This is a genomic window from Kitasatospora sp. NPDC127060 (assembly GCF_042724935.1).
Classification (GTDB): Bacteria; Actinomycetota; Actinomycetes; order Streptomycetales; family Streptomycetaceae; genus Kitasatospora.
In genome coordinates this window covers 1-13166 of record NZ_JBHXEG010000023.1, presented here as the reverse complement: position 1 = coordinate 13166, position 13166 = coordinate 1, and the positions used below count along the sequence as shown (strand labels likewise).

11 protein-coding genes are annotated in these 13166 nt (G+C 71.1%); 9 read left to right on the top strand and 2 right to left on the bottom strand.

Annotated elements, in window-relative coordinates; translation table 11 throughout:
• Positions 1-79: 79 nt before the first annotated feature.
• Positions 80-1255 (bottom strand): nucleotide disphospho-sugar-binding domain-containing protein, encoded by a 1176-nt coding sequence (locus tag ACFWIS_RS15415; RefSeq protein WP_380454601.1) that lies wholly within the window; start codon positions 1253-1255, stop codon positions 80-82.
• A 31-nt stretch (positions 1256-1286) separates the two neighbouring features.
• Positions 1287-2087 (bottom strand): class I SAM-dependent methyltransferase, encoded by an 801-nt coding sequence (locus ACFWIS_RS15410; protein WP_380454599.1) that lies wholly within the window; start codon positions 2085-2087, stop codon positions 1287-1289.
• Between the two features lie 236 nt (positions 2088-2323).
• Here ACFWIS_RS15410 and ACFWIS_RS15405 point away from each other — a divergent pair, with 236 nt between their 5' ends.
• The 9 genes from ACFWIS_RS15405 to ACFWIS_RS15365 form a co-directional block, all read left to right on the top strand.
• A complete protein-coding gene (locus tag ACFWIS_RS15405) occupies positions 2324-3466 on the top strand; it encodes a DegT/DnrJ/EryC1/StrS family aminotransferase (protein ID WP_380454597.1) in 1143 nt (380 codons plus the stop codon).
• Between the two features lie 185 nt (positions 3467-3651).
• Positions 3652-4803, top strand: coding sequence for an acyltransferase family protein (locus ACFWIS_RS15400; protein WP_380454595.1), 1152 nt, complete (start codon positions 3652-3654; stop codon positions 4801-4803).
• A 56-nt stretch (positions 4804-4859) separates the two neighbouring features.
• Positions 4860-5738 (top strand): glucose-1-phosphate thymidylyltransferase RfbA, encoded by an 879-nt coding sequence (gene rfbA, locus ACFWIS_RS15395; protein ID WP_380454593.1) that lies wholly within the window; start codon positions 4860-4862, stop codon positions 5736-5738.
• A gap of 15 nt (positions 5739-5753) precedes the next feature.
• Positions 5754-6737, top strand: coding sequence for a dTDP-glucose 4,6-dehydratase (gene rfbB, locus ACFWIS_RS15390; RefSeq protein WP_380454591.1), 984 nt, complete (start codon positions 5754-5756; stop codon positions 6735-6737).
• A 175-nt stretch (positions 6738-6912) separates the two neighbouring features.
• A complete protein-coding gene (locus ACFWIS_RS15385; protein WP_380454589.1) occupies positions 6913-8217 on the top strand; it encodes an acyl-CoA dehydrogenase family protein in 1305 nt (434 codons plus the stop codon).
• Between the two features lie 5 nt (positions 8218-8222).
• Entirely contained in the window at positions 8223-9344 is a 1122-nt protein-coding gene (locus ACFWIS_RS15380) for a DegT/DnrJ/EryC1/StrS family aminotransferase (protein ID WP_380454587.1), read from the top strand.
• 22 nt (positions 9345-9366) lie between these two features.
• Positions 9367-10611, top strand: a complete 1245-nt coding sequence (locus ACFWIS_RS15375; protein WP_380454586.1) for a methyltransferase domain-containing protein — start codon at positions 9367-9369, stop codon at positions 10609-10611.
• Positions 10612-10836: 225 nt separating this feature from the next.
• Positions 10837-11238 carry a hypothetical protein gene (locus ACFWIS_RS15370; protein WP_380454584.1) on the top strand — a complete coding sequence of 134 codons (402 nt, stop codon included), beginning with the start codon at positions 10837-10839 and terminating at the stop codon, positions 11236-11238.
• A 108-nt stretch (positions 11239-11346) separates the two neighbouring features.
• Positions 11347-13166, top strand: a 1820-nt coding sequence (locus ACFWIS_RS15365; RefSeq protein ID WP_380454582.1) for a type I polyketide synthase, incomplete at its 3' end; no start/stop codon positions are given.

The window sequence follows — 13166 nt, the reverse complement described above, 5'->3', positions numbered from 1 at the left end:
CAGAACAGGGCCGGGCACGGGCGGCTGAGCGCCGCCCGGCCCAGCCACCCCTGCCCGGCCGACCGCTACCGACCGACCGCTACCGGCCGGCCGCCAGGGCGCCGAGCGTGGCGACCAGCTGCGTCGGGTCGGGCCGGGCGGCGTTCCGCTCGGCGAGCACCCGGGCGGCGGGCCCCACCGAGCCCCCGTCGAGCAGTTCGGTGACGGTCCCGACGACGGACTCGGCGGTGAGCTCGTCGGGCCTGAGCGTCAGGCCCGCCCCGCTCTTGGTGAGCAGCTCGGCTCCGAGCGGCTGGGCACTGATCTGCGGAACGACCAGCTGGGGCACACCGTTGACGAGGGCGGCCAGGACCGTCCCGGGGCCGCCCTGGCTGATCAGGGCGTCGCAGGTCGGCATCAGCATCGACAGCGGCATCCAGTCGACCACCCGGACCTGCTCGCTCCCGTCGCCGAGCAGCTCCCGGCCGGCCTTGCCGAGCGCCGCCACGATCTCGACGTCGAGGCCGGCCAGCGCCTCGATCGCCAGCAGCGGCGGGCGCAGCACCTCCGGGCCCATGAACTCGCTGGTGGTGCCCCAGGTGATGCAGACCCGCGGCCGCCGCTTCGGCTCGTCCAGCCAGGCCGGGGTGACGGCGGCGCCGTTGTACGGCACGTACCGCGCCTCCTGGCGCTTGGCCATCCGGATCGCGAGCAGCTCCTCCGGGCAGGGGTCCACCACGAGGTCCGCGTAGTCCGGGCCGAGTTCGACGTTCCACGTGTCGAGGAACGCCACCAGGTCCTTGGGCCAGTTCTCGCGCACCGCGCGCTCGGAGGTGAGGTCGGCCCACAGCTGGTGGGGCATCGGCCCCCAGGTGTGCAGGACCAGCGGGACCCCGGCGGCCTTGGCGATGGCGGGCGCGGCGAACGCGGCCGGGTCCGCCACCACCAGGTCCGGCTTCCAGTTCCGGGCGAACGGGAGCAGGTCGGCCACCACCGCCTCGGCGATCCGGATGTGCGGCACGACGATCTTCTCGATGCTCGGCGCGGTACCCGGCGGGGTGCCGCCGCCCGAGTCGATGGACTTCTTGAGCTCGCTCATGAAGTCCGGGCCGCTGCCGACCTCGACGGCCGGCAGGCCGGCGGCGGTGACGTCGCCCACCAGTGACGGCTGGACGGCGATCCGCACGTCGTGTCCCGCCGCGCGCAGCGCCCACGCCAGCGGGACCAACGGATAGAGGTGCGACCGGAAGGTGGCCGCGGTGATCAGAACCCGCATGACAGGATCCCTTCGCAGGTGCCGGAGGCCATCAACTCGGACGACGCCCGATGAGGTGGAACATGCGCGCGGTGGACGGGTAGGGCTGCCTGCCCGCCAGGGCGATCTCCAGCTCCTCCAGCCGGGCGAAGAACCGCGGGTCGTGCTTGATGTCGTTGTCCGCGATGAGGTTGCAGACGTTCATCACGCCGTGCGTGCCGACGACGTCGAGGCCGGACTCGCGGTACAGGCCGGCGATCTCGTCGGCGGTCAGGACGTCGATGTCCTTGCCGTACACGACGTTCGGCTTGGTCCGGGCGTCGACGGCACGCAGGGCCGCTTCGAGGTCGAGTTCGCGCACCGCGGCCTCCAGCGGCACCGCGTAGGTGTTGGGGCAGACCACGGAGAGCAGGCCGCCCGGCTTGAGCAGGGTGGTGATGCCCCGGAAGACCTCGGCCCGGTCCGACACGTACTGCAGCAGGTTGTGGCAGAGCACGAGGTCGAACTCCTGGCCCGCGAAGAGCTTCGGGACATCGTGCGCGTCGCCCTCACGGACGTCGACGCGGTCGGACACCCCGCGCTCCTCGGCCAGCTTGCGCGCCCCGTCGAGGGAGACCGGCGCCACGTCGAAGATCGTCACCCGGTGGCCGGCCAGCGCGAGCCGGACGCCCTCCTTGCCGTTGCCGCCCGCGACGTCCAGCACGCGCAGCGGTCCGTCGCCCAGGTGGCGGGCCAGGTTGGCGGCCACCACCGAATAGCGCAGCTGCCCCCACGGGGTTTCCTGCCAGTTCTGGAAATTGGCAAGGCGCTCGTCGAAAACCGCATTGTCGACCGCGCCGACGCTCTCGGCCATGCTACCTCCGGGGTGCGCTGGACGACCGGGCGCTCGCCCGGCCGGGAACTTCGTGATCTCCCAACGGATATCCCGGCCGACTGAAGCACCCCTAAAACCGGAGGGCTCGGCCGAGGTTTAGGGCACCTTTAGCCGGACGTCCGAAACTCGCCCTATCCCTGTGCACCGCCCGGTGGTTGTCGGCACATCATCCGAGCCACCGCCGACCACCGTACCCCTCGATCTGGAGACGCGTAATGATAAATGTGACCCAGCCAAGTATCGGGGCGGAGGAACTCGCCGCGGTCAGCGCCGTGTTCGACAGCAAGTGGCTCGGGTACGGGCCGCGGACCGAGGAGTTCGAGGAGCTGTTCGCCCAGCACCTCGGGGTGTCGGCCGACAACGTGCTGTTCCTCAACTCGGCGACCTCCGGGCTGTTCCTCACCATGGACCTGATCGGCGTCGGGCCGGGCGACGAGGTCGTGCTGCCGTCGAACGGCTTCATCGCGAACGCCAACTGCGTGGTCGACGCCGGCGCCCGTCCGGTGTTCTGCGACATCGACGAGGAAACCCTCAACCCTCGGGTCGAGGACGTCCTCGCCGTGCTCACCCCGCGGACCAAGGCCGTGATCGTCCTGCACTACGGCGGCTACCCCGGTGAGGTGGAGAAGATCGCCGCGCTCTGCGCGGAGCGCGGCGTCGCCCTCATCGAGGACGCGGCCGTGTCGGTCGCCTCCAGCGCGCACGGCCGCCGGTGCGGCACCTTCGGGGACTACGGCATCTGGAGTTTCGACGCCCGCAAGGTCATCACCACCGGCGACGGCGGCATGCTGTACGTCCGGGACCCGGAGGGGGCCCGCCGGGCGCGCCGGCTGGCCTACCACGGCCTGGAGGACCGCAGCTCCTTCACCACCGCCACCAAGTCCAAGCACCTGTGGTGGAGCTTCGAGGTGGAGGACATCGGGCGGCGTCTGGTCGGCAACGACATGACCGCCGCGATTGGCATGGTGCAGCTGCGCAGGCTCGGCGGTTTCGTCGAGCGGCGGCGCGCCATCGCCCAGCGGTACGACCGGGCGCTGGCCGGCGTGCCGGGGGTCCGCACCCCGTGCGCCGTGCCGGAGGGCCACGAGTCGACCCACTACTTCTACTGGCTGCGGTTCGACTCCCAGGAGATCCGCGACGGGGTCAGCGAGGACCTGCTCGCCCACGACATCTACACCTCCTGGCGCTACTACCCGCTGCACCGGGTCCAGCGGTACGGCGCCACGCAGACCGTGTTGCCGGTCACCGACACCGTGTCGGACACCGCCCTGCTGCTGCCCGCGCACCAGGACCTGCTCGACGAGGAGGTCGACCTGGTCGCGCGCGAGGTCATCAAGTCGGTCGAGGCCCGCCGCTGACCCGCGGGGCACGGTCCGGGCCGGCCGGGGGCACCCCGGGCCGGTCCCGTGACACGCCCTAGCCGGGGACAAGACCGGCTTTAGCGGACCCGGCGACCGTGAACAGGACAACACCCGAGCGGCCGCGACCGGCCATGTGCACGACCGTGAATCACGACCGTGAACCCCGAGACAGGAGCGTACACATGGCAGTTGACGAGACCAGGGTGCGAAGACTGGACTCCATGACCGGGCTGCGGTTCCTCTTCGCCCTGGGCGTGTTCCTCTTCCACGCGGCATCCATGAGCGTGTTCCGCACCTCCACGCCCGGGTCCGACCCGTTCGCCCGGATCACCGAGCACCTCGGGTCGCTGGGTGTCACGTTCTTCTTCGTACTGAGCGGCTTCATCCTGACCTGGTCGGCGCGCGCGTACGACACCGTGCGGCAGTTCTGGCGGCGGCGGATGTTCAAGATCTTCCCCAACCACCTCGTAACGTTCGTGCTGTCGGTGCTGCTCTACGCCTCCGTCAGCGCGGCGGTGGTGCCGGCGGTGTTCAACGTGACGCTGCTGCACGCGTGGGTGCCGAGGATGGACACCTTCCTCAGCTTCAACTACGTGACCTGGTCGCTCTCCTGCGAGGTGCTGTTCTACCTGCTGTTCCCGTTCCTGCTGAAGGCGATCCGGCGGATCCCCGCCGAGCGGCTCTGGTGGGCGGCGGGCGGGATCGTGGTCCTGGTGCTGTGCGTGCCCCTGGTCGCGGAACTGCTGCCCACCGAACCGAGGTTCCAGCTGGCCCTGGGCAACACGGGGCTCCACGACCCGATCGTCCAGTACTGGTTCGTCTTCACCTTCCCGCCGGTCCGGCTGCTGGACTTCCTGCTCGGCATCCTGATGGCGCGGATCGTGCTGGAGGGCCGCTGGATCCGCCTCGGACGGCTCCCCGCGCTGGCGCTGCTCGTCGTCGGCTACATCGCCGCCGACTACACGCCGTACCACTACTCGCTGAACGCGGTGCTGCTCGTCCCGATGGCGCTGTTCATCACCGCGGTGGCGTGCCACGAGGCGAACGGGGGGCGCACGTTCCTGTCCAGCCGGCCGATGCTCTGGCTCGGGGAGACGTCCTTCGCCCTGTACCTGCTGCACGTGCTGGTACTCGTCCGCGCCCGCCAGGAACTCGGCTTCCGGAAGGTCCTGTCCCCACTGGAGGGGATCGGCTGGATCGTGCTGACCTTCGTGATCGCCCTGGTCGCGGCGCGGCTGCTGTACGTGCTCGTGGAGCGGCCGAGTTCGCGGTACCTGGGCACCGCCCGGCGGCCGCGGCCGACTGCGGAACCCAGCCCCGTGAGTGCCCGGTGAACGACCGGAATATGCTCGGTCCCCAGTAATCAGACGCTCGATCCCAGGTAGCAGAGGTGCCGCCCGTGAAGGGAATAATTCTGGCCGGGGGAACAGGCTCTCGGCTCCATCCGCTGACCGTCGCCTTCTCCAAACAATTGCTCCCGGTCTACGACAAGCCCATGATCTACTATCCGCTGTCCACACTGATGCTGGGCGGGATACGGGACTTCCTCATCATCACCACCCCCAGCGACGCCCCGATGTTCCGGAAGGTCCTCGGCGACGGCGCGGAACTCGGCCTGGACATCAGCTACGCCCAGCAGTGGCAGCCCGCCGGAATAGCCGACGCCCTCCGGATCGGCGCCGATTTCGTCGGCACCGGACCGGTGTCGCTCATCCTGGGCGACAACATCTTCTCCAGCCCGAACCTGCCGGACCTGCTCACCCGCAGCCTGGCCGAGGTCGACGGCTGCACCCTGTTCGGCCACACCGTGCCCGACCCGCGCCCCTACGGCGTCGCCGAGAAGGACGCCGCGGGACGCCTGATCGGCCTGGAGGAGAAGCCGGCCCGGCCGCGCAGCTCCGAGATCGTGACGGGCCTGTACGTGTACTCCGGCGACGTCGTCGACGTGGTGCGCGACATCGCCCCGTCGGCCCGCGGCGAACTGGAGATCACCGACGTCAACCGCGCCTACCTCGCCCAGGGCCGCGCCCGCATCCACTCGCTGGGCAGCGGCACCAGGTGGCTGGACGCGGGCACGTACGACGGACTGCTCGACGCGGCCGCCTTCGTCCGGGCCGAGGAGCAGCGCGGCGTACGCCTCGGCTGCCTGGAGGAGATCGCGCTCAACCTCGGGTACATCGACGCGGACACCTGCTACGCACTGGGCAGCAAGCACCAGAAGTCCGGCTACGGCCGGTACGTCATGGCGATATCGGGCAAGACCGACTGAGACGAGTACTGGGACATGTCGTCGAACCAACGCGTGGTGGTGACCGGGGGTGCCGGGTTCATCGGGTCGCACTACGTGCGGCAACTGCTCACCGGCGCCTACCCGGCGTTCGCCGACGCCCGGGTCACCGTCCTGGACAAGCTGACCTACGCCGGGAACACCGAGAACCTGGCGCCCGTCTCGGACGACCGCCGGTTCGAGCTGGTGGTCGGCGACATCTGCGACCCGGAGCTGCTCGCCGAACTGCTGCCGGGCGCGGACGTCGTCGTGCACTTCGCGGCGGAGTCCCACGTGGACCGCTCGATCAGCCGCCCCGACGACTTCGTGCACACCAACGTGCAGGGCACCCACACCCTGCTCCAGGGCTGCCTGGACGCGGGCGTGGGACGGGTCGTGCAGGTGTCCACCGACGAGGTGTACGGCTCGATCGAGGTCGGCTCCTGGACGGAGGACCAGCCGCTGGAGCCCAACTCGCCGTACTCGGCCTCCAAGGCGAGTGCCGACCTGCTCGCCCGCGCCTACCACCGCACCCACGGGCTGTCGGTCTCCGTGACCCGGTGCTCGAACAACTACGGCCCTTACCAGTTCCCGGAGAAGGTCGTCCCGCTGTTCGTCACCAACCTGCTGGACGGCCTGCCCGTCCCGCTGTACGGCGACGGCGGGAACATCCGGGACTGGCTGCACGTCGACGACCACTGCCGCGCGGTCCAGCTCGTGGTGGAGGGCGGCCGGCCCGGCGAGGTCTACAACGTCGGCGGCGGCACCGAGCTCTCCAACCGCGACCTGACCGTCCGGCTGCTGGCGGAGCTGGGCGCGGACTGGTCCGCGGTCCGGCAGGTCGCCGACCGTCCAGGACACGACCGGCGCTACTCGGTCGACTGGACGAAGATCCGCACCGAACTGGGGTACCGGCCGCGCATCGGCCTGGAGTCGGGGCTGTCCGACACGGTCCGCTGGTACCGCGACAACCGGTCCTGGTGGGAGCCGCTGAAGAAGTAGCGGCCGGCCGACGCCCGGGGCCGGCCGGAAGCACCGCGCACCGGGCACACCCGACCACCGGGAGCACCGAACGACCCGACGCAGCGACGACCGGGAGCACCGAACGACCCGACGCAGCGACGACCGGGAGCACCGAACGCCGATGACCGCCGACGGAAAGAGTACGGAGCACACCATGTCCACACCGACGGCACGCCAGACCCCGCCAACGGGGCTCCACGAGCCGGTGACCCCCGAAGGCCGCGCCCTGGTCGAGCGGCTCGCCGGCTACCTGCCGCAGATCCGGGCCACCGCGGCGGAACACGACCGCACCGGCACCTTCCCCACCGCGACCTTCGACGCCTTCCGCAAGGACGGCCTGATGGGCGCGACGGTGCCGGCCGAACTCGGCGGTCTGGGGGTGGACCGGTTGTACGACGTCGCCACCGCGCTCGTACACGTCGCCCACGCCGACGCCTCCACCGCGCTCGCGCTGCACATGCAGTTCAGCCGGGGCATCACCCTCGGCTACGAGTGGCGGCACGGCGGCCCGGCGGCCCGCGCCCTCGCCGAACGGCTGCTGCGGATGATGGTCGCCGGCGAGGCCGTCGTGTGCTCGGGCATCAAGGACCACCACACGGCGGTCACCCGGCTGACTCCCGACGGTGCGGGCGGCTGGCGGCTGTCCGGCCGCAAGACCCTGGTGAGCATGGGGCCGATCGGCACCCACTTCGTCATCAACGCGAAGACCGAACTGCCCGGCGAGGCGCCCCGGCTGGTGTCCCCGGTCGTCACCCGCGACACCCCCGGGTTCAGCGTCCTGGACAACTGGGACGGCCTGGGGATGCGGGCCTCCGGCACCGTCGACATCGTCTTCGACGACTGTCCGATCCCGGCCGAGGACGTCTTCGTCCGCGACCTGGTCGGCGCCCGCAACGACGCGGTGCTCGCCGGGCAGACGGTCAGCTCGATCGGGATGCTGGGCGCCTACGTCGGCGTCGCGCAGTCCGCCTACGACCTGGCGGTGGCCGCGCTCGCCCGCCGCACCGAGCCGGCGCCCGCCGCCGCGCGCACCCTGGTCGCCGAGCTGAGCGCCCGCCTGTACGCGCTGCGCGCCACCGTCGCCACCGCGCTCACCACGGCCGACGCCCGCAGCGCGGACCTGACCGGGGACTCCGCCGAGCGCGGCCGGCAGATGATGCAGCCGTTCCAGTGCGCCAAGCTGATCGTCAACCAACTGGCCCCCGGAATCGTGAACGACTGCCTCACCCTGGTCGGCGGCGCGTCGTTCACCGCGGCCCACCCGCTGTCCCGGCTCTACCGGGACGTGCGGGCCGGCGGGTTCATGCAGCCGTACGCCTACGCCGACGCCGTGGACTTCCTGAGCACCCAGACGCTCGGCATCGAGCGGGACAACGACTACATGAGCACCTGGGCGACCCGCGCCACCAAGGACGGAACATCCGTGGATGCACCGCATCCTGACCCGAGGTCACGGTGAGGAACATGACGACTCGTGTATGGGATTACCTTCCGGAGTACCAGGAGGAGAAGGCGGACCTGCTCGCGGCCGTCGAGACGGTACTGGAGTCCGGACAGCTGATCCTCGGCAGAAGCGTGCACGGCTTCGAGGCCGAGTTCGCGCAGTACCACGGACTGGCGCACTGCGTCGGCGTCGACAACGGGACCAACGCCGTCAAGCTGGGGCTCCAGGCGCTCGGCGTCGGCCCCGGCGACGAGGTGATCACCGTCTCGAACACCGCGGCGCCCACCGTGCTCGCCATCGACGGCACCGGCGCGACACCGGTCTTCGTCGACGTCCGCGAGGAGGACTTCCTCATGGACACCGCGCAGGTCGCCGCCGCGATCACCCCGCGCACCAAGGTCCTGTTGCCGGTCCACCTGTACGGCCAGTGCGTCGACATGGAGCCGCTGCGACGGCTGGCGTCCGAGCACGGGCTGGCGATCCTGGAGGACTGCGCGCAGGCCCACGGCGCCCGCCACCACGGCCGGCTCGCCGGGACGATGGGCGACGTCGCCGCGTTCTCCTTCTACCCGACGAAGGTGCTCGGCGCCTACGGCGACGGCGGAGCCGTCCTCACCGACGACCCGGACATCGCCAAGGACCTCCGTCAGCTGCGCTACTACGGCATGGACAAGGTCTACTACGTCGTCCGGACCCCCGGGCACAACTGCCGGCTCGACGAACTCCAGGCCGAGATCCTGCGCACCAAGCTGCCCCGGCTCGACACCTACCTCTCGCGCCGCCGGGAGATCGCCCGCCGCTACCAGGAGGGCCTGGGCGACCTCACCGGACCGGGCGGCCTCCTCCTGCCCGCCGTCGCCCCCGGCAACGAACACGTCTACTACGTCTACGTCGCGCGTCACCCGCGCCGCGACGAGATCATCGACCGGCTCAAGCGGCACGACATCGAGCTGAACATCAGCTACCCGTGGCCCGTCCACACCATGAGCGGGTTCGCCAAGCTCGGCTACGCCCCGGGCTCGCTGCCGGTCACCGAACGCCTCGCCGACGAGGTCTTCTCCCTGCCCATGTACCCGTCACTGCCCCCGGATCTCCAGGACAAGGTCATCAGCGCGCTGCGCGAGGTACTGACGGAGCTCTGACTCACCACGAAGGAGTTCGATCATGACCGATCCAGCCGATGTGACCGCACCGGTCGCCTGCCGCGTCTGCGGCGGCGAGGTGACGGAGTTCCTCGACCTGGGCCGCCAACCCCTGTCCGACCGGTTCCTCGAACCGGACCGCACGGACGGCGAGTTCTTCTACCGGCTCGCCGTCGGCCAGTGCGGCGGCTGCCGCATGGTCCAGCTGACCGAGGAGGTCCCCCGGGACCTGATGTTCCACGAGGAGTACCCGTACCACTCGTCGGGCTCCTCCGTCATGCGCGAGCACTTCGCCGGCCTCGCGCAGCGCCTGCTCGACACCGAACTGACCGGGCCCGACCCGTTCGTGGTGGAGATCGGCTGCAACGACGGCATCATGCTGAAGGCCGTCCAGGACGCCGGCGTGCGCCACCTCGGGTTCGAACCCTCCACCGGCGTCGCCAAGGTGGCGCAGGCGAAGGGGGTGCGGGTGCGCACCGACTTCTTCGAGGAGGCCACCGCCTCGGCCGTGCACGCCGCCGAGGGCCCGGCGGACGTCATCTACGCCGCCAACACCATGTGCCACATCCCGTACCTGGAGTCGGTGTTCCGCGGCGTCGACGCACTGCTCTCGCCCGACGGCGTGTTCGTGTTCGAGGACCCGTACCTCGGCGACGTGGTCGCCAAGACGTCCTTCGACCAGATCTACGACGAGCACTTCTTCGTGTTCTCGGCCGGCTCCGTGCAGGCCGCCGCCCGGCGGTTCGGCTTCGAACTGGTCGACGTCGACCGGCTGCCCGTGCACGGCGGCGAGGTGCGGTACTGGCTCGCCCGCCAGGGCGCCCGCACCCCGTCCGAGGCGGTCGGCCGGTTGCTCGCCGAGGAGGCCGCGCAGCAGCTCGGCGAACTCGCCACCCTGCGGGCGTTCGCGGCGAACGTCACCGCGATCCGGGACGACCTGAAGGCGCTGCTGACCCGGCTGCGGGCGGAGGGCCGCACCGTGGTCGGATACGGCGCGACCGCGAAGAGCGCCACGGTGACGAACTTCTGCGGGATCGGCCCCGATCTCGTCCGGTTCGTCTGCGACACCACGCCGGACAAGCAGAACCGCCTGACGCCGGGCATGCACATCCCGGTCCGGCCGGCGGCGGCCTTCAGCGACCCCTACCCGGACTACGCGCTGCTGTTCGCCTGGAACCACGCCGAGGAAATCATGGCCAAGGAGCAGGAGTTCCAGCAGGCCGGGGGCCGCTGGATCCTGTACGTGCCCGAAGTCCACGTGATCTGACGGCGGAACACCCGGCCGCGGCGGACACCGGGCGCGCGAAGCGCCCGTGCTGTCCGCCGCGGCTTTTCACCGTCGCGGGCGGGTTCGCACCGCCCCGAATTCCCGTCCCGCGCCCCGCGGGCACTCCGCTCTCTTAGGACCGTTTAAGGCCTGTTGACCATGATTTCCTGACGGGCCCGGAAGTGCCGGTCCACCGCCACCGTCCGGAACGGAGAACGGAATTCCATGTATCTGGAGAATCTCCACGAGGTCTGCCACACCACGGTGCACCGTGAGACCCGGCCCGGCGTCGGGCACCACCTGACGTTCACCGAGGAGCTCTACGACGCGGACGGCAAGCTCGTGTCCACGTCGGAGGGCATGGCGGTGGTCTACGGGAACCCCGCGGACGGCAGCCTGATGCAGCTGATGACCGCCACCGAGACGCTCGCCGACGGGGTCATCAGCTGGACCGGCCCGGTCGCCCAGGAGGACCCGAACGGGACCGAGTTCCGCGTCAACAGTTTCCCCGCGATCGGCGTCAGCGGACGCTACGCCGGAAAGACGGGAACGCGGACCTTCAAGTTCGTCGAACGGCCCGACGAACACACCACGATCTGCGAGGCGACCATTTCCATGGAGGACTGAGCCGCGCGGTTCCCGCGTTTCCCCGAGCGGCGAGGAAATGACCTGGCCGCTCGGTTTCCCCATGTCACCCGACGATCTTCAGCTGTGCGAGGAAGGCGGCCAGGACCCATGCCCGACGACTTCACCGTCCCCGGGGGAGCCCTCCCCGAACAGGGCGCCGCGATCGCCATCGTCGGGCTGTCCTGCCGCCTGCCGCAGGCACCGGACCCGGCCGCGTTCTGGCAGCTGCTCACGGACGGGCGGAGCGCCGTCTCGGCGACCCCGCCCGACCGCTGGCCCGGCGGGGACGGCCGGACCGCCGGGCTCCGGCACGGCGCCTTCCTCGACGGCGTCGACCGGTTCGACGCGGCCTTCTTCGGCATCTCGCCGCGCGAGGCCGCGAGCATGGACCCGCAGCAGCGGCTCATGCTCGAACTCGCCTGGGAATCCCTCGAAGACGCGATGACCGTCCCCGCCGACCTGGCCGGCCGGGCGGTCGGCGTCTTCGTCGGGGCCATCGGCGACGACTACGCCGCCCTGCTGCACGACCACGGCCCCGAGGCCGTCGACCAGCACTCGCTGACCGGCACCAGCCGCGGCATCATCGCCAACCGGATCTCCTACGCGCTAGGCCTGCGCGGCCCGAGCCTCACCGTGGACGCCGCGCAGGCCTCGGCACTGGTCGCGGTGCACCTGGCCTGCGAGAGCCTGCTGTCCGGCGAGTCGGACGTGGCGATGGCCGGCGGCGTCAACCTCAACCTCGCGACGGCGACCGCGGTGGAGACCGAGCGGTTCGGCGGACTCTCGCCCGACGGCCGCTGCTACACCTTCGACGCGCGCGCCAACGGCTACGTCCGGGGCGAGGGCGGCGGCTTCGTCGTCCTCAAGCCGCTCGCCCGGGCGGTGGCCGACGGCGACCGGATCTACTGCGTGATCCGCGGCTCCGCGATGAACAACGACGGGGCGACGGACGGCCTGACCGTGCCCAGTGCCGACGCCCAGCGGGACGTCATGCGCCTGGCCCACGACCGGGCCGGCCTCGCCCCCGGCTCCGTCCAGTACGTGGAACTCCACGGCACCGGAACCAAGGTGGGCGACCCCGTCGAGGCCGCCTCGGTGAGCGCCGCGCTCGCCACCGCCCGCACGGACGGGCCGCTGCAGGTCGGCTCCGCCAAGACCAACGTCGGCCACCTGGAGGGCGCGGCGGGGATCGTCGGCCTGATCAAGACCGCGCTCAGCGTGCGGCACCGCCGGCTCCCGGCCAGCCTGAACTACGAGACGCCCAACCCGATGATCGACCCGGTCGCGCTCAACATCGAGGTGCGCACGGCGCCGGGGCCGTGGCCTCGGCCGGACGCGCCGCTGGTCGCGGGGGTCAACTCGTTCGGCATGGGCGGTACCAACTGCCATGTGGTGGTCGCCGAACCGCCCCGGGCCGCCGGGGAGCCGGCCGGGGACCCGGCACCGGAGGCGGAGCCCGCAGCCGGGACAGCGGCCGCCGGCGGTCGGGTCGTGCCGTGGGTGCTGTCGGCGCGGGACCGGACCGCGCTGCGCGCGCAGGCCGCCGCCCTGCGGACCGCCGTCGAGGAGCGGCGGCTCGACCCCGTCGAGGTCGGCTGGTCGCTGCTGACCACGCGCTCGTCGTTCGAGCACCGCGCCGTCGTCCTCGGCTCCGACCGCACGGAACTCCTCGACGGACTCGCGGCGGTGGCCGGAGAGGACGCGGCGCCCCTGGCGGTGACCGGCCGGACCACCGGCGTTCCGGGCAAGACGGTGTTCGTGTTCCCCGGCCACGGCACCCAATGGCCCGGCATGGGACTCGCGTTGCTGGACACCTCACCCGTCTTCGCCCACCACCTCCACGCCTGCGACCAAGCCCTCCGACCCCACACCGGCTGGTCCCTCCTCGACGTCCTGCGCGCCGAACCCGACGCCCCCGACCTCAACCG